Below are 20,751 nucleotides of genomic sequence, written 5' to 3' on the forward strand. Positions count from 1 at the left end.
TAATTACGCCAATTTCCGCTTGTTTTCTATGTAATGACCCATTTTCATTATTTCCCTTTTTGTTGTAACCTTTATATATCAGGGTTTGAGGGGTGGATTCAAAGAACTTAGGCAATAAGGCAAATTCAGTTATTGCTGATTTGGAACCATTCTCTTTTAGGAGGATATTATGGTTAATCAACAAAAGGAATGGATGATGCAAAAAATAATAAGTGAGTTTGCACCAACTATTGAAATGTTCAATTTATCTTCATCTGAGGCACGTTTATTTACTTTCTTATATTTGTATGGGGATCCAATGACACTGGATGAAATGAGTGAAGCATTGGGAAAGAGCAAGACTACGATGAGTACAAGCGTTAGAAGTTTGGTTGATGCAAATCTGGTAACGAGGGTATGGCGAAAAGGAGTTCGAAAAGATTTATATCAGGCAAACGCCCATTTATTTAAATCGTTTATGCACACATCCATCACAAAATGGATTGACGCAACCAGCAATCAAAGGGAATCACTGGAAGAATTGTTGACGAGCATGAAGGAAGAACAAAATAATCAGGGTGTTATATCCCTTCGTGGCCGATTACAGAATATTATTGCATTCCATCATCAAATCGAAGCCGCTTTTCAGAAAATGAAGAATAACTAACGAATCATACTGTTAATATGTTGGAATCGGGCCATTTCAATGCTGCTTATCTTACTTAATGAATCAACCATTATCCGAAGTCATGTACGATCATCTTCCAATATTTTAATAAATTCGTCCATTAAAGAAGGGTAATATCCTTCTTTTTTTAATGCAAAAATAGTTTCGGTTGGATCCAGTTTCACTGTTAACATGCCGGCAAAATGTACAAGCAATGCCGTAAAATTTAATAACCCTTCTTCTTTTTGTATTCCATATTGTTCATTTAAATTGGCAAGAAGATCAAGCAAATCCTTATATTCCTGGAAGGTAACCCGATGATCAATGATTAATTTACTAAAGGGATATTGCTTCATATCAATTAATTTCGCTAACAATTGCAAATGAAAATATATGGTATCATCATTTTGTAACTTGTCCAACTAAACCTACCCCCTATGTAATGCTACTTTTAGCCTACCGAAAATCCCGAAAAAAGGAAAGGAATATTTTTTTGTGAATACCTATTGCTTTTTGGCCAAAAACATACTATGATTCTCTTGAATTGAGGATAAACGAATGTGTCTGACAGGAGGGTCAAAAATGAATTGCTGGAAATCGTTTAATTTTAATAAGGAATTTGGTTTAACCCGTATTTACTCGCTTTCACTTTTGATCGGAATTGCGGCTTTTATTTGTTTGTATGTCCCACTATCCTTTATCCATGGAACTCCTAGCATAAACAAGAATGGTATGATTCTATTCGGTATTTTGTTTATTATCTTGCCTTTTGTACATTCGTTTATGCATATTTTACCATTAATCATAACGAATAAACGAACAAACATGAAGATTAAAATTAAAAAAATCATTCTGCCTGCATTAACGTATTTCCCAACGGCCCGTATATCCAAGCAGCTGTCGATATGGGTTGCCCTGGCACCAACTATTCTGATTACCGTACCAGGGATCATTGCCAGTTACGTGACAGATGATTATTATCTGCCTATCGTATTAATTACCGCCTTTCATATCGGTGTATCGTTTTCCGATTTTATATATATGATTCATTTGCACAAAGCACCAAAAAAATCGCTAATTGAAAATGAAAATGGGGCGTATGCAATACTGGTCAATGCCCAGGATTAAAGAAAAACAAGGCATTCATCCGAGAAAGCAGAAAAATGATACGAGACGAGGATCTGTTTAAACAGGTCCTCTTTTTTGTGTTAAATACTAATCGGCTCTGTTCATGAAGTCTATATTTTGATAAAGTAATACTTACAGGTGTCACATCATTTGATTATTAAATATATAACACACCATTTGCTTTTGTATTCAGGGGGGAATATACACATGGTAATCTTTTTTGTTGTTTACGCGCTTTTTATTCTGCTGATCTTTAATTCATTAACGAACCAATTCTGTTTAAAATTGGAAATGAACCGGCATAAACAATCCCGTGTGTTTCGCATGATTAATATTATGATCATTATTTTATTGGTTTCTTCGTATGTGAAGGTCACAAATGTGATAAGCTAACAACCTAATCTGCAAAGAAATATCTCTTTTTATCCTTGCACTATTTTTTTTTTGAATAAAAATGTGGTATATTTATCATTAGTTTCAAAATCAATTAGGAAACAATCAGATTAGGAGTGTTTAATTCGATGAAAAAACTAGTCATTGCTCTCACATTATCAGCTGGTGTCCTTGGACTGTCCGCATGTACAAACAATGATTCATCACAGACAGTTGTCAAAACTGATGCCGGCAATATAACTAAAGAAGATTTTTATGATCAATTAAAGGATCAGGCCGGTGATCAGGTTCTACAGCAAATGGTAACCGAGAAAGTATTAAACGACAAATACGATGTTTCCGATAAAGCAGTGGATAAAGAAGTGAAGAAAGCCAAAGACCAAATGGGCGATCAATTTGAGATGGCCTTGCAACAACAGGGAATTAAAGATGAAGACGAGTTCCGTCACATGGTTCGCCTCAGTATGTTACAAGAGCAGGCTCTTTCCGAGGATATCGATATTCCGGAAAAAGAAATCAAACAACATTACGATCGCATGAAAGAACAAATCAAGGCATCACACATTCTTGTTGACGATAAAAAAACTGCGGAAAAGGTCGAAAAAGAATTGGATAACGGCGGTGATTTCGCCAAGTTGGCCAAGAAGTATTCCACAGACAAAGCTTCTGCCGAAAAGGGTGGTGACTTGGGTTACTTCTCAGTCGGAAAAATGGATCCCGCATTTGAAGACGCGGCCTACAGCATGAAAAAAGGTGAAATCAGTGATCCAGTTAAATCCCAATTTGGTTACCACATCATTAAAGTAACCGGCAAGAAAAAATCCGATCAGGACGTTGGCAAATATGAAGATGTAAAGGATGACATTCGTCGCGAGATCATAAACCAAAAAGTGGATCCACAAAAAGCACAGCAAAAAATTGATAAACTTATGAAAGATGCTGATATCAAAGTGGAAGACAAACAATTTAAGGGATTGTTTAACTCAGACGATGATAACGCCAAGGATCAAAAAGAAGATAAAGATAAAAAATAACCTGGACAAGCTCAGCTGATCCACATTCTGAGCATATAAAAAAATGGAGTCAAGTTCTTATAACTTGCCTCCATTTTTTTATAAGTTAAGAAAGGCATCAACCTCATGACTGTATTTAGCTTATGCTAGGAAAGCCCCGTCTTGTGCTGGTTTTCCCTCTTTTGTCGTTCTTCACGCATTCGCTCAAGATACACATTCCCTTGCTGTTCAATAAATTGCTGATCCAACTTCTTTTCCGCACGCATGGCTCGAAATGACATATATCCGCTCAAGAAAATAAACAGGATCAACATAAATACCCACCAAGGTACCCCGACAATCATGTCCTCGTCCCCCTTGTCAATCATCATCTATTTCATATATATGTACAAGCACATCACTTTATTCTCGAATCACAAGGTTGTTATACGTTACAATAGAGTGGATTGTTTGATTGAACACATACATGAAACTTGTAATTGGAGTGAAACAAGATGCCGGATCAAGCATACTTTTATGAATTTATCCCGATTAAATATGACATTTCCGCTGAAGAACGCAAAGAAATTCTTACCCGGTTTCCCCCACCAGCCTTGCCAGACAGTGAGGAATACTTTGATCTACAACATGAAGTCCAGGGAAACCATGTACAAACCCGTGTGCTTTTGAATGATTTTCAGGTACAGCTTACCAAAACGAATAAACAGTTTTTAAAAATACGATTTAGTAATAATGCCGGAATGATTCAGGCAAAAATGTGGGATAACCAAGGCGAGGTAGACAAATACCAGCCGCTACTGGAAAAATATGCAGTGTTTGATATCGAGGGGATCGTTGACGAATTTCGCGGTCATAAATCCGTAACGATTAATCAGCTGACACCGTGTGATGAAGCGATTAATCCCTTCTCATTGTTGGCTTATACCAGACAAAACATGGATGACTTAACGGTTGAACTATTTACGTATCTTCGGGAATTACAACCGCCATTTATGGATATTTCATTCGCTGCAATGGACCGCTTTTGGGATCAATTCCGGATTCGGCCGGCTGCAAAAGGATACCATCACAATTATTTAGGCGGGTTATTAAAACATACGGTTGGCCTGATGCGCTTTGCCAGGTACATCCTAAAACTAGAGAGTGATCCTTTCAAAGCGGTAATGAAGCTGATCAATGTTGTCGAAAAGGCATACAAGAAGGAACTTTGGACGCAGTTTCAAACAAACGAGCCTATACAACAACAGTTTGTCTGGAAAGATACGATTGACCATCTGTACCATATGTTGCAAGGAATGATGGGGTATAAAGAGGCCACACCAAACTATGATACTATCTTAACTAGTATTCTCTTTCATGACATTGGTAAACTATTGGAATATGATCATGCCGGGAAAACATTTGATACGTTCACGTTTCTGTTTCCAACCGCTGACATTTCAGAAACTGAAAACCGTAAGCAGGCGGGAATCACCATGGATGCTTTAGGTGCCAGGGTTGGGCATATTCCGTATGGGGTACTCATGCTTGCCAGAATTATTGAAACGGAGAGAATAAGTCTTTCATTAACGGAAATTCACGAAATGTCTCACTGTATCCTATGCCATCATGGACTGCCGGAATGGGGTTCATGCATTCGATCACCACAATCCATTGAAGGGTATATTATTCATATTGTCGATTTCCTTGATAGCAGGTATGAAAATACAGAAATGATCAAGTAAGGGAGCATAGTCCGAACCTTGTAAAAAGGTACGAAAGGCATCCAATTTAAGTTTGGCAACAGCTACCGCCAGTAAATCCCAAGGCGGTAGCAGTTTTGTCTGCCTGCTCAACTGATGCTGCTTATTTATTCTTTGGAATATATTTAAAGATTTCCCCTGACTCCACGACCTGGATAAATTTCATGAGCCATTTATAATAATTTTGTGCATAGCGTAAACGTTCAATATCGTTATTAATCGCTTCTTTTAATGTCTCATCGTTTGTTTGTCCGGCAATATAGGTCAACTCCTCAATTGTTTCCTCTGCTTCTTCAATATTTGTTTCGGTATGTTGACGCCAGCGATTGCCAAACAGTGAGGTAAACGACTTGTACCAATCATCTTCGGTCCGATACAGATCTTTGCGGACACCGCGTCTAAACGTGGATTCCACCATCTTCATTTCCGATAATGCCCGAACCCCTGTTGACATGCTTGTCTTGCTCATCTTCAGTGCTTCACGCATATCGTCCAATGTTAATGGATTATCCGAGAAATACATGACGCCATATAACCGGCCAACAGATGAAGTGATACCATACAAATTCATATTCTTTGCAATAACCTGGATGAATTTTTCAATTGTTTCCTCGTATTTTTCCCATTCCTTTGATTTCTGATCCTCTGACAATGGAATTCCCTCCACCTATTCGTGATTATCTGGAAATAGTTTATCATTATTTATGAAGAAATGCGAACAGTATTTTCTATATGAACAACTTTTCCGTTACGAACCGTATTTTTGACATCGTTCTTGCAAGTAAACAAGATAATTTGCTGTTTTTCGGCAATGGTTTCTAAAATGGTTAGCATGTTTTCCGTTCGCAAAGCATCAAAATGGACAAACGCATCGTCAATCACAAACGGCAAACCATGTTGCTCACTCATCACCTCACTAATGGCGATCCGCAAAGACACATACAACTGGTCGGTTGTCCCCTTGGATAATTCATTCACAGAATAACGTATTTGATCAGTCGACATCACCTGAATAAACTGGTTCCCTTGTGATACTGCAACGCTCGTATACTTATGATTCGTTAATTTGGCGAAATAGGCACTTGTTTTGTCCATCACCGCCTGCAAATATTTATCCCGATAATCGCGTTTCGTTTCGATTAACAGTTCTTTGGCCGTTTTTAATACAGCCCATTTCCTGGCGAACTCCTCCAATTGTTCCCGCTCCATCTCAAACCGGTGCAGCAACTGCGAGTACTGTTGTGATGTTTCCAGTCTGTTAATTTCCGCGTTTTGATCGGCCAATGCCTGCCGCTTTGTATCCAGGGTTGTTTCCATAGACTTGATCGTGGAAAGATGATGCTCCTGCTCCTGTTTCAATTCTTGTTCTTGTAGTGAGGCCTTACAAACTTTTTTCCACTCGTCTTGTGAAAAAAAGGAAGAAAGCTGATCATTTACCACAGCAAGTTTGGTGCGAAAATCATTAATTGCCTCCCATGTTTTCGCCTTTTGAAAGAATTCCTCCTCTGTTTCTACCACGGCTGCCTTATATAATGTTTGTTGCTCTTTTTGGTAAACACGCATCCGCTGCTTGACCGTCTCCAGTTGCGATACATTATCCTGAATCAGACGGTCCAAGTGTTCCTTACGTTCGTTTGTTTGCTGGTGATCCTTGACAAGCTTCTCCAATCGTTTCATGTTTTCATCAACTGATTTGCTAGTCGATTCCCCATCGCTTCCTTGAAAAAACGTCTGCATATTCTTCGCAAATTGGTCCATTTCTTGCTCTATCGTTGCTTGTTTTTCGGCGATTTGTTTGATTTCTCTATATACGCTCAGCGCACTGCGCAATGCATGATAAAGCGGTGTCCAATATGCTAAATCTACTTCCCGCAAAAATGGATAGATCGCATATTGCTGCTCGATTTGCTGCTGTAAACGTTCCTGTTTCACCTCCAACGTGTTCTTGCGTTCGGCTAACGTTAACCATTGCACATTGGCGGTTTTAAGCTGATCCTTAATAGCAGAAAGTTCTGCTTCATGACGCTCATTTTTTGCCAATAAATCCTTTGCCTCCATCCATGCTTGTTCGGTGACATACAGTGGCGCCTGTTCCTCATGTTCAAACAATTGCTCCATATCCCTCAGCGATCGTTTCATCCATCCCCAGCATCCGATCCCGATAACTAGTATCACGACAATGGTGATCCATACATTGGTTCTATCAAACACCCACAATCCACCAAGACAGATCAAGGCTGCGAAGAAACTTCCAATCAATACCTGTTTTGCCGACTTTTCCTTTTTCTGTTTCAATTGTTGCCATTGCTTTGAACCTGTTTGATGTTGATTTTCGGATTGCGTCTGTTGTTGATAGGTTTGTACCGTCTGTCTTAACTCCTCGACACGTGAACCGGATAAAACCTGCGTCTGTAATGTTTCTTGCTGCTCGAGTAGATCCTGTTGCTGACGTTTGGCTATCCGTTCTTCCTGTTCAAATTGTTCCCATTCCAGTGCGATTTGATTGCTATTTTGCACAAGTTTATTCCAAGTATCTTCTGTATGAAAGGATAAAGACAGCATCGCTAAATCATCAGTCGTGATTCCAATGTTTAATTGATCCAATGATGCTGTTAGTTGTGCTTCTTTTTGCTGTTTCTTCTCCAGAAGTTTCTGTTGATCGCGTTCTTTTTCCAAATAATTCGTTGCTTGTTCCAACAGTTCACACGCTTGTTCATAAACCGCATCACTAACTTGATCGGCCATTAATTGTTTTTTATTGGCACGGTATGTTTCCAAGTTATCCATTATAACGGCGTGTTCACTTTGTATTGGCAAAAGCGCATCCTTTATCTGTTGAAACCGATTTACTCCATCTTCCGGAAAAGAAATCGATGTTGGCAGTGCTGCTAATTGTTTCTTATAAAAGCGATATTGCTGGATGAGTGGTAATGCCTGCATTTGTTTATCACAGAAAGAAAGCAACTGTTTTTCCTGTTGTAAATTTTGTTTTAACTGATTGATCTCGGTTTCCAATTGATCAATCATGTCCTTTCGTTCGCGATAACTTGCCTCCTCCTGATCCGCCTGCTGTAATGATGTCCGCAATTCGTTTAACAAGGCCAGCTGTTCATTGATCACCGGCTTTTTTCCATACGGTTTAAACAACGCTGCCATTTGTGCATCTAATTGCTTTTCTACCTTCTGAATGTTTTTTGCCCCAGTCATTCCGATACTCAATAACACATCACCAAGGTCCTCTTCCTTCATTTCCCGAAGCCCCGCCAAATCATTAGCAGAAAACGAAAAAATCGCCTGATAGGTCTGGAGGGTCATACCATTTAGTCGTTTATAAAGCCATGCTTCATCCTTGAATTGCCCATCACTCGTATAACATACAGCTGCTCCGTTCCTCTTGGCATCATAGCGTTCAACTGTATACTCCCCTATTTCCGGATCATATAAAGTTAATCGTCCCCCCATTTTTGCCCCTGTTTTCGGGTGGAACAGCTCTCGTTTCTTTGGGGACAAACCAAATAACATAAACAAAATAAATTGATAGAGCGTTGATTTCCCCGATTCATTTTCCCCGTACAAGCATGTCAGGTTAGCCGATGAAAAATCAATTGTTTCATCATACCATTTGCCAAATCCGTCAATTGTTGCCTGTACGATTCTCACGATGGGTCGCCTCCCTGATTTAACAGTTCCTGAAGAAGATATTGCTGCGCTTTTTGCTTAATTAATTCTTCCTCATCATTTGCTAGATGAGGTAAGTATTTTCGTGCCTGTCGATGCTGATATAATTCACTGATAAACGGCTTAATGGATGTATTCTCCGCATGTCTGACAAGTTCACCGAAAAAGTGCTCCCCTTGAGCGAGCATTTCCTCTGATGGCTTGACGACCTGTTCTAGTTGATGCTGATAAATGTATACCCAATTCACCTGCTGAAGGAAAGACTCATTGACCAGTTCTAAACAATCACTAATGATTCCATCTGTTTCCCATTTCTGGTGTTCCTGTGATGAACTCGTTAGCACAAGCGAAATGAGTTGCCGCCCTTTATTACGTTTGTCTGTTACTGTGTTTTCGATAACAGATGTCAACTGCTCAGCTTGCTTACAAGAGCTGATATCAAGTGTTACGGTATGAAACTGAATCGACTGTAATGGAATAAATGATGACTGGATACCAGTTTGCGTCAATACCGTATAGTAACACCCTTTTTCCCCTGCCTCTTTCCGGTGACGGCCTTGGGTATTGCCTGGATAAATGATTGGCGGGTTCTCCGCAAGTGTTTCCCGTTGATGAATATGTCCCAATGCCCAATAATCAAACGGCTGTTGTTTCAGATCGGCCACAGCAAACGGGGCATACGTGTCATGCTCCGTGTTACGATGTAAACTGCCATGTAACATCGCAATATGAAACGGAATGTCGTTATGATGAATCACGAATTCTTGCGCTTTATTTGTAAGTACTGCCTGATTTTCATAACTAAACCCGTAAATTGCAGCAAGCTTTTCCCCATCCTTTTCGTAAATAAACGAGCGTACCGTTTCATCCGGAAAAATAAACACATTATCCGGGTAGGTAATCGGATAGCGGTTCCCGTTGATATAGTCATGATTCCCGTATGATATAAAAACCGAAATATGATGATGATTCAGTTTCACAAATAAATCTCTTAGTTTAATTTGCGCCTTCAGACTTGGCCGCTCATTATCAAATAAATCACCAACAAGCAAAATAAGATCAACCTGCTTATCAATTGCAGTTTCCACGAGCCGGTTCAGCGCCATAAATGTACTTTCTTGAATTTCTTTAAAAATAGCTTCCGGAACACGGGCTAACCCCTTAAATGGGGTATCCAAATGCAGGTCAGCCGCATGCAAAAAAGAAATTTGCTTCTGTTCGGGCAACGTCACCACCACCTTTACCCTTATCTTACCAAAGGCTATTGTAGCATGCACGTTCGAAAATATGACAAATTAATGTTGGCCTTAACCAAAATCTATGGTTGACAGATTAGATGTAATTTTGATACAGGCGACCGCTACGGAAAAACACTACGCTTTCCGTGGGCTTGTCCTCAGCCTCCTTGCCCTGGCAAAGGGTATGCCGATGTTGGCCGCAAAGGCCGTTTTTAGTCGGCCTTCCTTAACACCGCACTTTTTCTGCGGGGTCTTCACACTGCGCATTCCCACAGGAGTCTCCGTGTTTTTCCTCCGCTAGCTAGTTTATCATCACCATTTCTATTCATTATTTTCAACCATAGATTTTGATGCTGTCATTAATTTTTTGGGTTGATATTTCTACAGATTTGGCCGCATATTAAAAGACCACACCCAGGTGGCCTTTATTTATAAAATCAGCTATTCTTTTTTCGACAATTTTAATGCCTTTTTCAAATCTTTTAACGAGCCGGCATTGCCATACATCAGTACACCGCCCTTATAAATCCTAGCGCCAATGATTGCAAACAGCACAATCGTCGCCACTAAGATACCGATCGACAAAGCAACCTGCCAAATCGGAACATCGACCATGCCGACCCTGAGAAACATCAACATCGGACTGAAAAATGGGATATACGAACTGATTTTTACAAAACTGGATTCTGGAACACCTAACCCAAACATGGCAATCATAAAAGCAGCGATAACCAGAAACATCATGGGCATCATTAGCTGCTGGACATCTTCTATTCTGCTAACCAATGATCCTAACATAGCTGCCAGTGTTGCATAAAGCAAATAACCAAGGATAAAAAAGACAACCGCGTAAACAAACAGGGAAAGGGACGCACCCCCAATACCAAAGTACGTAAAAATTTCACTGGTCATGTCATCCTGTTTAGCGGAAACCATCAGATAACCCGCTCCAATAATCACAACAATTTGCGTGATCCCGACCAAAGCAATACCAAAAATCTTTGCAAACATCTGTGTGACCGGTGACACGCTGGAGATCAATATTTCCATTACCCGTGAAGACTTTTCCGTGGCGACATCCTGGGCAATCATTTGTCCGTAAATCAACACCGTCATATATAATAAAAATAGCATGACATAAACAATACCTCGTGCTTGATTAAGCTCCTCATCGGTTTTTGCACTTTTATCCAAGGAAACCGTATGAAAGTCTACCGGTGCATAAATGTCAGCCAATGTTCCCTGATCAATTCCTGCCTGTTGCGTTGCCATGGAGATTTTCAACTGCTGTAATTGCTGTTCCATCGTCATTTGTCGCTCAGAATCAGTGATCGTATTGGCGAAATACGTTGCTTCAGGTAATTTATTTTCATTCATAGACAAGACAACTAAAGCCTGATAATCCTCATCTGTAACGGCCTGTTTCCCTTCTTCCTCCGTACCATCAAAAGCAACCAGTTGGAAATCATCATCTGCACTTTTTACACTTTTCTGAAATGGCTTAAATAGTTCCCCAGATTCATCAATCACCGCGACTTTGTTATCCTCATCACCTGAAAACAAATTAATAATCGTTTGGATATTGGCAATGGCAAAAATGATTACTAACGAAATAAGCGTCGTAATCAAGAACGATTTAGCCTTAACCCTTGTCAAAAATGTATGTGACAAAATAATCCAAAATTTATTCATAGGCGTCACCTACCTTCTCAATAAAAATATCATTCAATGATGGCTCTTCTAATTCAAACCTGCGAACAAAACCCTTACCCTGCAATTCCTGAAAAATCTCCTGTGATACTGCTTCATTTTCAATCTGCAAACTGCAACCTTCTGTTAATGACTTGTATTGGACAACCCCATGATGATCCCGCAAAAATTCCAATGATGCATCCGCATGGATTAATAGATTTTTCTTGCCAAATGATCGTTTAATATCTCGCAGGCGTCCCTCAACAACCTGGTGTCCTTTATGCAAAATACACAAATGCTCGCAAAGTTCTTCCACATGTTCCATCCGATGTGATGAAAATACGATGGAAGTCCCTTGCTCCTTTAGTTCAACAACCGCTTCTTTCAACATTTCTACATTGACCGGATCCAGTCCGGAAAATGGTTCATCCAGAATCAACAATTTCGGCTGATGAATCACGGCGGAGATAAATTGAATTTTTTGCTGGTTCCCCTTGGATAATTCCTCTACCTTTTTATCCAGATATTCCGGTACCTTTAATCGATCAAGCCATCCTGTTAGTTCGGTCAAAGCATCATGTTTGCTCATCCCCCGCAATTTTGCCAAATAAATAATTTGCTCACGAACCTTTAGCTTGGGATACAGCCCCCGTTCCTCTGGTAAATAACCGATTAAATGGCTTTTGTTATAACCGATTGAGTCTCCATTCCAAGTGATTGATCCTTGTGTTACATCCAACAATCCAAGGATCATCCGGAATGTGGTTGTTTTTCCTGCGCCATTCCCACCAAGAAACCCGTACATCTCTTTTTCCGGAATTTCCAGTGATAAATGATCAACAGCTGTGTGCTTGTCAAACCGTTTGGTCACATTTTGTAACGATAATGTCATCAGACCCTCTCCTCTCTCCCGTTTATGTTACGTTATTAATTAGCTAATGGTTTCATTTATTTTTAATGCTTCCTGCTGGCATAGTAATCCCATTTTACCATGCTTTTTGGCTTTGATTGCAGGATTTTTTACGGGTGGTGTCGAATAGTATGAAATTAGGAAGAAATATTTCGGGAGGTAAAATAAATGCGGACATACGTATTAACTGTTTTTGAAAAGAATGGAAATAAATTACTTGATGAGTCATTTTCGGCGGAGAATGATACTGAAGCTAAAAAAGTGGGTCAAGCACGGCTGGAAGACGAGGGCTATACTGAATATACCCACCGCTGCGTCTCACCAGAAGCAAAGCTGCTATTGTTTCACCGATGAGAAAAGGGACGTTTTCCTGCTCGGGGACAGGGAGAGGTTAATGAAACATCCAGACGATATGTACAGTTCAATTCATTTTTCCGCACACTCGATCGATTTTGTACCCGCAAGATCAACTTTCCGTCCGGTTCGATCAACTTTTATGGGCACTTGATCAACTTTTCGCCTAGTTCGATCAACTTTCACGCTTTATTGATCAACTTTGTTCCCGACCTGATCAATTTTTGCCTAACTGACGGACATGCACTTTTTCAAAGGACTCAAGCAGGTACAACAGCCCGTTTATGAATTTCAAAGACCTTCATACGATCGTACCGAACATAAAAAGACCCGGAAAAACTCCGGGTCCCATTTATGTATACTTTTACTGTTGCTGCTCTTCCGGATTACCGTAAAGTTCTTCCAATGGCTTAGTAATAATCCGGCTCACATCATTGATTACCAAATTTAACCGCTGTTCTTGTTCCATTAGTTTGGAAATGGCATCATGCTGTTGAACAAGCTCTACAATATTACGGGCCTTCTCCACTTCCTCCTCGGAAATATCTTCACCCTTCATTTGCTTTTCCTGTAATTCCATTTGGGTATCACGGAAATTATCAAACATTTGCTTTGCTGATGGGTCGTTCATCACTAGCTCATAGGCATCTTTCAAGTGATTGAATTCTTCACTTTCCCGTATGGCTTTTTCCAAATCATATGCACGATCGTAAATGTTTGGCACGATCATTCCTCCTCAATTTTCAGCTAAAACAACTATAACAGAGGAGCGACCTCATGTATACCATTTTAAAAAATTGATCAAGCCAAATATCGGCGGAATCATGCTATAATGAATGTAATGTTATCCATCAAAACGAGCACAATTGTAATCGAATCATATTAAAAAGGATTTTGCACATGATCACAACACTACAAGCCATATTTCCATCATGTATTTTTATGAAAGATACCAAACACATCACAAAAACGGACTATCAATGGTTCATAACTGAAAACAATGAACTGATCGGTATCAAAAAGGATGAATTAACGGATAAAGATCACACATTATTGTCCGCTTTTTTAACACCTTATCATGTAGAACTGCCATCGATGACCGATGACGAACGATGGTGGACACAGCTGGTGCAACATGGAGAAATTCCCATCAACCGTCCTATAGACAAATATCGGTTTGTCTTTTTTTCCTTCCCCATCAATCAGCTGGAGCCTGACGCATTTAAAGAAGCAATTCGGGATATTTTTACAACCAGGATCTCTATTCTATGGGAGAACAACCATACAGGAATAATTGTGGAAGAAACTGACGAAAGCCTTTCCTATGAGCAAATTGTCGATGTACTAATAAGCGATTTATATGTCAATATTAAATTTTACGTTGGACCGTACCTGTATGATATAAAAAAGGCAAAACCATATTATCAGCAGCTGTTACACGATGCGCCAACCGTCTTTCACTACTCGACAGATAAGGTGGTGTCCTATATCACGGCGATTCCGTATTTGCTTATTGACCAAGCAAATGATACTTTCCTTCACTATGTTCCCGAGATTGTTTTCCATGACGTATTAGCTGATAAAGAGCTGCTGGAAACAGTCGAAACATTCATTCAGCATAATTTGAACATCTCGGTAACAGCAAAAGAATTGTATATGCACCGGAACAGTCTCCAATACCGAATTGATAAATTTATTGAAAAAACCGGGATTGATATCAGGCAGTTTCAAGCAGCTATGACCGTACAATTCGCCTTACTAATAAAAAAGCAGCTGGATTTGTAAACGTGCACAAAATAACGAAAGATCTTCGGGCATGTTTACTATTTCCCCTTTTCAAACTTTTTTATACAATAGATGTATGAAAGGGATTACATGGAGGAGATATGAAAAATGGCTGAATTACGTTTGGATCACATTCAAAAATCATATGACAAGAAATCGATTGCGGTGGATGACTTTAACCTACATATACAAGATAAGGAATTTATTGTATTTGTTGGTCCTTCTGGCTGCGGGAAGTCCACCACATTGCGAATGATTGCCGGACTTGAGGAAATAACGGACGGGGAACTTTATATTGATGATAGAAAAATGAATGATGTTGCACCAAAAGACCGTGATATTGCCATGGTTTTCCAAAACTATGCTCTATATCCACACATGAATGTTTACGATAACATGGCGTTTGGTTTGAAATTACGGAAATTTAAAAAGGATGAAATTAAAAAACGGGTGGAAAATGCAGCGAAAATTTTGGGATTAGAGGCGTATTTGGATCGGAAACCAAAAGCACTTTCCGGTGGTCAGCGGCAGCGGGTTGCCTTGGGCCGGGCAATTGTTCGTGATGCCAAAGTATTTTTAATGGACGAGCCACTATCCAACCTGGATGCCAAGCTTCGCGTCCAAATGCGTGCGGAAATTCAAAAACTGCACCAGCGTCTGCAAACAACGACCATCTACGTAACCCACGACCAAACTGAGGCGATGACGATGGCAACCAGACTAGTCGTCATGAAAGATGGGATTATCCAACAGGTTGGTGCACCGAAAGAAGTATATGATAAACCGGAGAACATGTTTGTTGGCGGATTTATTGGTTCGCCATCCATGAACTTCCTTTCTGGAAAATTGGTGGACGGATCCTTTCAAATAGGTGATGTAAGCGTAAAAGTGCCAGAGGGTAAAATGAAAATATTACGTGAACAAGGATATGTGAACAAGGATGTAGTCCTGGGTATTCGTCCCGAGGATATTCATGACGAACCCGTATTCATCGATTCCACACCAGACACAAAAATCACCGCCACAATTGATGTCGCCGAATTGATGGGGGCAGAATCCTACCTTTATTCCAAGGTGAATGAACAGGATTTTGTTGCCAGGGTCGATTCCCGATCGGACATAACCGGTGGCGAGCAGGTCGACTTAGCCTTTGATATGAATAAGGTCCACTTTTTTGACACAGATACAGAGCTGCGCATTCATTAAGTTTTGTTTATATGTATAGAAAAATAAAATATGGAAAAGTTTAAAGGGATGTCTGTTAATAGACATCCCTTTTTATATTAGGTGAGACCATACTCACCAAAGCCATCATTATTTGTTATTGTCGTCCATGCATTTGTTGTTGTGCAGCTGTTACAAGACGCTTAGTGATTTCTCCACCAACGGAACCGTTAGCACGAGAAGTTGTATCAGCGCCAAGGTTAACACCAAATTCTTGTGCAATTTCAGTCTTCATTTGGTCAAGTGCTTGTTGTACGCCAGGTACGACTAATTGGTTTGAGTTGTTGTTAGCCATGTCTATCACCTCCTGTAATCATATTGTCTGCACTTCGGGGAAACTTATCACAGATTTGGACTGGTAAATTGTGTTTTATACCGGGCAGGATTTGGTATATTCATGCACTAAAAAGACGAATCCGCCGTAAAGGTTGGGCAAATCGCCGTATATCTCGTTAAATTCGCCGTATAACATGCCGAATCCGCCGTATAACATACAAAAATTACCGTAAAAAACCACCAAACCCCGTCGTTAAATTTCGCTATTGGCATAGTCGGAACAAATACTGCTGGTGTTGCAGTATTTTAACGTAAGCCTTCCCAGCAAAAAAGCCCATTCATAACGAATGAGCTTTTCTCAAATCTTATTTCGGATGGGTCATTTCTTTTGGATTGACATATTCATCGAATTGTTCTGGTGTTAACAGACCCAGTTTGACCGCTGTATCTTTTAATGTTGCATTATCGGCAAATGCCTGTTTGGCAATCTTTGCTGCATTTTCGTAACCAATATGCGGGTTCAATGCAGTAACAAGCATAAGCGAATCAGTTAAATATTTATCGATTTGTTCCTGATTTGGTTCGATTCCACGTACACAACGCTCTTCAAAGGAAAGCATCGAATCTGCCAGTAATTGACTGGATTGCAAGAAATTATAGGCAATAACCGGTTTGAATACATTCAATTCAAAGTTGCCCTGACTTGCGGCAAATCCGATCGTCGCATCATTTCCCATCACTTGCGCCGCGACCATGGTTACTGCTTCACATTGGGTCGGATTCACTTTACCAGGCATAATCGAGCTGCCCGGCTCATTGGCTGGAATGGTCAACTCACCAATGCCACAGCGCGGTCCACTTGCCAGCCAGCGAACATCGTTAGCAATTTTCATCAAGTCAGCTGCCAGTCCTTTTAATGCTCCATGTGCATAAACAGATTCATCGTGACTTGTTAACGCATGAAATTTATTCGATGCAGAAATAAAATCCTTCCCTGTTTCCTCGTTAATAGCCTGACATACCTTTTCAGAAAAATCAGGATGGGCATTCAATCCAGTACCAACCGCTGTTCCGCCAATAGCCAATTCTTTCAAATGATGCAAGCTTTCATGGATCATCACTTCTGATTTTTCAAGCATCCGATGCCAGCCACTAATTTCCTGTCCTAAAGTCAATGGTGTGGCATCTTGCAAATGGGTACGTCCTATTTTCACTATATCTTGAAACTCGTCCATTTTTTCTTTTAGCGTATTCTTTAACTGCTTCAATGCCGGAAGTACAACGTCTTCTAGTTTTAACACATCAGCAATATGCATCGCGGTTGGATACGTATCATTCGAACTTTGTGACTTATTGACATCATCATTCGGATGCAAGGTTAATTCGCTGCCTTGTTCGTTTAACCATTTCGTCCCTACATGTGCAATAACCTCATTGACATTCATATTGGACTGTGTTCCACTTCCCGTTTGCCAAACAACTAATGGAAAATGCTCGTCCAGTTTGCCTGCAACAATTTGGTCAGCAGCATGAGCAATTGCTTCTGCTTTTTGCTTTTCCAATAAACCTAACTCGCTATTTGCTTTTGCTGCACTTTTTTTCAATATCGCAAATGCCCGTACAACTTCCAATGGCATTTTTTGACCACCGATGGGAAAATTTTGTTTACTGCGCTGTGTTTGCGCACCCCAATATTTATCAGCAGGTACTTGAACTTCTCCTAATGTGTCTTTTTCAATACGATATTCCATCACTTGTTGCCTCCCCTATGTAAGCTATTTTCACCCACTTTTCATTTTAGTATAGCTTTGGTTGTAAAACAATTTTTTTGCCAATATCCTGCTGATTTGTCGGTATAGATGCAAAATTGTCTTAACTTTTCATTCCTTTTATCCAATATGTCTTTTATAATATATGTATACGTGATAAATAAATCTAAAGGATGAACTATCATGCCAAACATTTGGACACATATCGCATTCTGTAAAGATATGGTAAATGCGATGAATCATCCAAGTCGTTTTTTTACACACGAACAATATTTGAATTTAGGAGCTCAGGGACCAGATCCATTTTTTTACTATAATTTTTGGCCATGGATAAAAGATGAACCAGTTCATGATATCGGCACAGCATTACATACGAAACATTGTGGGGATTTTCTGATGGATTTAATAACCAAATCAGCTAGTTTGGATCCATCCATACAAGCCTATGTCTTTGGGTTTGTCACTCATCATATCCTTGACCGCAATGCCCATCCCTACATCCATTATCGCGCAGGCTATGAAGGTAATGACCATCAGCGGCTTGAGGTATTGATTGATACCTTGATGATGCAACACAAGTATCGAATGCAAACATGGAAAGTCCCAGTTTACAACGAAATTGATGTTGGGCGTAACTTAAATCCTGAACTTGTCAAGCTGTTGTATTCGATCATACAGGCCCACTATCCTGATATTAACCCACAAAGTTCAGCATATATTCAAAAAGCTTACCAGGATATGAAATTAGCCTTGCGAATATTGGCTGATCCACACGGATGGAAAAATAAATTATTGAAATCACTGGTCTCCGCCTATTCCCACCAGCCGATCAAAACGGATATCGATTATCTAAATCTAAAGCAAACGACCTGGTATCATCCAGCTACCCAAGAACCAAGCAACCAAACGTTTATGGATCTTTATGAAGCAGGACTTGCCGAGGCAATCGAAATAATGACCTTGATACTGGAGTACTGGCGGGGAGACGACGCGAATCATATCACGCAGCAAATTTCTGGGTTAATCGGCGATATTTCCTATGATACCGGGAAGCCATTGAAGTTTAATTTGGAGAATAAATATAGTGATCCGATTGTGTAGCATATAATAGCCGGATTAATATGAATGATATCCGGCCAATCATCATGGTTCTCCGCTAAATCCTTGGCTCCCATGTGTCAACTGCATGATCTTTTAAGAAATTGGGCTTAATCAGATACATTAACATAAGCTAAACTTACTTTGCTTTGGCCCCTGCCTCTTCTACCCCTTTATCAATATCCACAAACCGCAGCATGATAATGCCAATGATAAAAAACAAGGCAACTGAAATGATTCCAAAGCGGCTAGATCCGGTTAGCTGTCCGACCAAGGCAAACAGAAATGGACCGAAAACCGCCGAAAACTTGGATGATATCCCATAAAAGCCAAAGAACTCCGCACGTTTATGGACTGGAACCATGCGTCCGTATATCGACCGGCTCAATGATTGTGCCCCACCTTGCACAATACCAACCGCGATTGCCAGCAAATAAAAATGCAATGCAGACGACATCGCATAACCTAATAGTACGATCCCCAAGTATGTATAAAGCGTGATATACAGTGTTTTCTTAGCAGTAATTTTTTGTGCAAGCCAACCAAAGAAAAACGTACAGGGAATCCCCACAAATTGCGTAATTAACAATGCAGCAATTAACGCATTGGAATCAATCCCAATATCCCGGCCATAAATGGTGGCCATGCGAACAATCGTCGAAATGCCATCATTGTAAACCCAGAAAGCGAATAAAAAAATTAATAAGTGCTTATACTGTTTGATTTCCTTAAAGGTATTCGTTACCCTGGACAAACCAATATAAAAATAGGAGTGTTCCCGTTTGGCAGTCGTTTTCTTCTCTTCTTGCAAGTTTTTAAACAATGGCAGTGAAAAAATGAACCACCAAATCCCAACACTGGCAAAGGATAATTGACTTGCCATAGTAGCATTTGGTATACCAAACCATTCGTATTTTAAAATCATTAGAATATTAATCGCCAGTAATACTCCGCCACCGATATACCCGACAGCAAATCCGCCGGCCGAAACTTTATCAATCGATTTGTCATCCGCAATCTCCGGTAAGAATGCATCGTAAAAAATATTCCCGCCAGAAAAACCGATTGAACCCACAACGAACAGGATTGAAGCAAACAAGTAGTCACCTTCCCCGACAAACGCCAGCAAAATACTTGCCAGAACACCCATGTACGCGAAAAATCGCAGAAATTTCTTTTTAGCAGCGGAATAATCACTGATCGCTCCCAGAAACGGTGCCAAAATCGCGACAATCAACACAGCAATAGATTGCGAATATCCCCAGTAACTTGTCGCCAATGATTTATCAATTCCAACTGCCGCAACATCATAATAAAATACCGGCAACACCGCAGCGATAATCGTTGTCGCAAAGGCAGAATTACCAAAGTCATACATCATCCAGCTCATAATTGTTTTTTTATTTTTCATGCGTTGCCTCCCACTTCCACCATATGCATCTCAACAATCAATTTCATTTGAAAAAAGACCCCACCACATGAACGGTGAAGCCTTTTTTCTTAAGATTTATTCCCAAACAAACTGCTTATATTTCTCGCTTAATCGTAAAAATTCCACCTCATCACCATTGTCAATCGCTTGATTTATAGCCGCTTCCAAGTGTGCTTTGTTCCAGTTAAAGCACAATTCATCCAGCAGCATACGCGAGGCAAGCCTCAACTCGTATGGTATCTCCCGTTTGGCATGGATCATATCCCCCGTGTACCGAAAATACTTATACACTAATTTTTGCTTTTTCATGGAACATCTCTCCTTTGTTCCTTTTTTCTATTATCCTAAATCTTATGAATAATTGCAAGCAAAA

General features: G+C 40.0%; 21 protein-coding genes. 9 read left to right on the forward strand and 12 right to left on the reverse strand.

What is annotated here, in order from left to right; genetic code table 11:
• The first annotated feature begins 169 nt into the window (after window positions 1-169).
• Window positions 170-646 carry a GbsR/MarR family transcriptional regulator gene (locus O2S85_RS12910; protein ID WP_269409726.1) on the forward strand — a complete coding sequence of 159 codons (477 nt, stop codon included), beginning with the start codon at window positions 170-172 and terminating at the stop codon, window positions 644-646.
• Window positions 647-726: 80 nt separating this feature from the next.
• Here O2S85_RS12910 and O2S85_RS12915 read toward each other — a convergent pair whose 3' ends face one another.
• On the reverse strand, window positions 727-1,068 hold the full coding sequence (locus tag O2S85_RS12915) for a DUF1878 family protein (protein WP_269409727.1): 342 nt from the start codon (window positions 1,066-1,068) through the stop codon (window positions 727-729).
• A gap of 160 nt (window positions 1,069-1,228) precedes the next feature.
• On the opposite strand from O2S85_RS12915, the gene O2S85_RS12920 reads away from it, so the two are divergent.
• From O2S85_RS12920 to O2S85_RS12930, 3 genes are all read left to right on the forward strand, one after another.
• A complete protein-coding gene (locus O2S85_RS12920; RefSeq protein ID WP_269409728.1) occupies window positions 1,229-1,774 on the forward strand; it encodes a DUF3267 domain-containing protein in 546 nt (181 codons plus the stop codon).
• 207 nt (window positions 1,775-1,981) lie between these two features.
• On the forward strand, window positions 1,982-2,167 hold the full coding sequence (locus tag O2S85_RS12925; protein ID WP_269409729.1) for a hypothetical protein: 186 nt from the start codon (window positions 1,982-1,984) through the stop codon (window positions 2,165-2,167).
• A gap of 128 nt (window positions 2,168-2,295) precedes the next feature.
• The gene (locus O2S85_RS12930) at window positions 2,296-3,201 is read left to right on the forward strand and encodes a peptidylprolyl isomerase (RefSeq protein WP_269409730.1); all 906 of its coding nucleotides are present in this window, start codon (window positions 2,296-2,298) and stop codon (window positions 3,199-3,201) included.
• A 125-nt stretch (window positions 3,202-3,326) separates the two neighbouring features.
• Here O2S85_RS12930 and O2S85_RS12935 read toward each other — a convergent pair whose 3' ends face one another.
• On the reverse strand, window positions 3,327-3,551 hold the full coding sequence (locus O2S85_RS12935) for a sporulation YhaL family protein (protein ID WP_269409731.1): 225 nt from the start codon (window positions 3,549-3,551) through the stop codon (window positions 3,327-3,329).
• A gap of 123 nt (window positions 3,552-3,674) precedes the next feature.
• Here O2S85_RS12935 and O2S85_RS12940 point away from each other — a divergent pair, with 123 nt between their 5' ends.
• The gene (locus O2S85_RS12940) at window positions 3,675-4,904 is read left to right on the forward strand and encodes a hydrolase (RefSeq protein WP_269409732.1); all 1,230 of its coding nucleotides are present in this window, start codon (window positions 3,675-3,677) and stop codon (window positions 4,902-4,904) included.
• Between the two features lie 121 nt (window positions 4,905-5,025).
• Here O2S85_RS12940 and O2S85_RS12945 read toward each other — a convergent pair whose 3' ends face one another.
• The 5 genes from O2S85_RS12945 to O2S85_RS12965 form a co-directional block, all read right to left on the reverse strand.
• Window positions 5,026-5,574: a GbsR/MarR family transcriptional regulator gene (locus O2S85_RS12945; protein ID WP_269409733.1), complete on the reverse strand. Its 549-nt coding sequence runs from the start codon at window positions 5,572-5,574 to the stop codon at window positions 5,026-5,028.
• A gap of 50 nt (window positions 5,575-5,624) precedes the next feature.
• Window positions 5,625-8,582, reverse strand: coding sequence for an ATP-binding protein (locus O2S85_RS12950; protein WP_269409734.1), 2,958 nt, complete (start codon window positions 8,580-8,582; stop codon window positions 5,625-5,627).
• Window positions 8,579-9,826 carry a metallophosphoesterase family protein gene (locus O2S85_RS12955; RefSeq protein ID WP_269409735.1) on the reverse strand — a complete coding sequence of 416 codons (1,248 nt, stop codon included), beginning with the start codon at window positions 9,824-9,826 and terminating at the stop codon, window positions 8,579-8,581. Before O2S85_RS12955 ends, O2S85_RS12950 begins: the two co-directional genes overlap by 4 nt.
• Before the next feature lie 453 nt (window positions 9,827-10,279).
• Window positions 10,280-11,530, reverse strand: a complete 1,251-nt coding sequence (locus O2S85_RS12960) for an ABC transporter permease (RefSeq protein WP_269409736.1) — start codon at window positions 11,528-11,530, stop codon at window positions 10,280-10,282.
• Window positions 11,523-12,422 (reverse strand): ABC transporter ATP-binding protein, encoded by a 900-nt coding sequence (locus O2S85_RS12965; RefSeq protein ID WP_269409737.1) that lies wholly within the window; start codon window positions 12,420-12,422, stop codon window positions 11,523-11,525. The genes O2S85_RS12960 and O2S85_RS12965 overlap by 8 nt, the downstream gene beginning before the upstream one ends.
• 186 nt (window positions 12,423-12,608) lie before the next feature.
• Here O2S85_RS12965 and O2S85_RS12970 point away from each other — a divergent pair, with 186 nt between their 5' ends.
• Window positions 12,609-12,794, forward strand: coding sequence for a YhzD family protein (locus O2S85_RS12970; RefSeq protein WP_269409738.1), 186 nt, complete (start codon window positions 12,609-12,611; stop codon window positions 12,792-12,794).
• 364 nt (window positions 12,795-13,158) lie between these two features.
• On the opposite strand, the gene O2S85_RS12975 is transcribed toward O2S85_RS12970, so the two are convergent.
• A complete protein-coding gene (locus O2S85_RS12975; RefSeq protein WP_269409739.1) occupies window positions 13,159-13,518 on the reverse strand; it encodes a YlbF/YmcA family competence regulator in 360 nt (119 codons plus the stop codon).
• Between the two features lie 218 nt (window positions 13,519-13,736).
• Between O2S85_RS12975 and O2S85_RS12980 the strand changes: the two genes are divergently transcribed.
• Complete coding sequence (locus tag O2S85_RS12980; protein ID WP_269409740.1) at window positions 13,737-14,579, forward strand: PucR family transcriptional regulator; 843 nt, start codon at window positions 13,737-13,739, stop codon at window positions 14,577-14,579.
• A 108-nt stretch (window positions 14,580-14,687) separates the two neighbouring features.
• Entirely contained in the window at window positions 14,688-15,785 is a 1,098-nt protein-coding gene (locus O2S85_RS12985; protein WP_269409741.1) for an ABC transporter ATP-binding protein, read from the forward strand.
• Window positions 15,786-15,900: 115 nt separating this feature from the next.
• On the opposite strand, the gene O2S85_RS12990 is transcribed toward O2S85_RS12985, so the two are convergent.
• Both O2S85_RS12990 and fumC read right to left on the reverse strand, forming a co-directional pair.
• The gene (locus O2S85_RS12990) at window positions 15,901-16,098 is read right to left on the reverse strand and encodes an alpha/beta-type small acid-soluble spore protein (RefSeq protein WP_269409742.1); all 198 of its coding nucleotides are present in this window, start codon (window positions 16,096-16,098) and stop codon (window positions 15,901-15,903) included.
• 346 nt (window positions 16,099-16,444) lie between these two features.
• Entirely contained in the window at window positions 16,445-17,830 is a 1,386-nt protein-coding gene (fumC, locus tag O2S85_RS12995) for a class II fumarate hydratase (protein ID WP_269409743.1), read from the reverse strand.
• Window positions 17,831-18,031: 201 nt separating this feature from the next.
• Between fumC and O2S85_RS13000 the strand changes: the two genes are divergently transcribed.
• Window positions 18,032-18,949, forward strand: a complete 918-nt coding sequence (locus O2S85_RS13000) for a zinc dependent phospholipase C family protein (RefSeq protein WP_269409744.1) — start codon at window positions 18,032-18,034, stop codon at window positions 18,947-18,949.
• A gap of 136 nt (window positions 18,950-19,085) precedes the next feature.
• On the opposite strand, the gene O2S85_RS13005 is transcribed toward O2S85_RS13000, so the two are convergent.
• On the reverse strand, window positions 19,086-20,357 hold the full coding sequence (locus tag O2S85_RS13005; protein ID WP_269409745.1) for an MFS transporter: 1,272 nt from the start codon (window positions 20,355-20,357) through the stop codon (window positions 19,086-19,088).
• 96 nt (window positions 20,358-20,453) lie between these two features.
• Window positions 20,454-20,687: an IDEAL domain-containing protein gene (locus tag O2S85_RS13010; RefSeq protein WP_269409746.1), complete on the reverse strand. Its 234-nt coding sequence runs from the start codon at window positions 20,685-20,687 to the stop codon at window positions 20,454-20,456.
• Window positions 20,688-20,751: the final 64 nt, after the last annotated feature.

This window comes from Lentibacillus daqui (assembly GCF_027186265.1).
GTDB lineage: Bacteria > Bacillota > Bacilli > Bacillales > Amphibacillaceae > Lentibacillus_C > Lentibacillus_C daqui.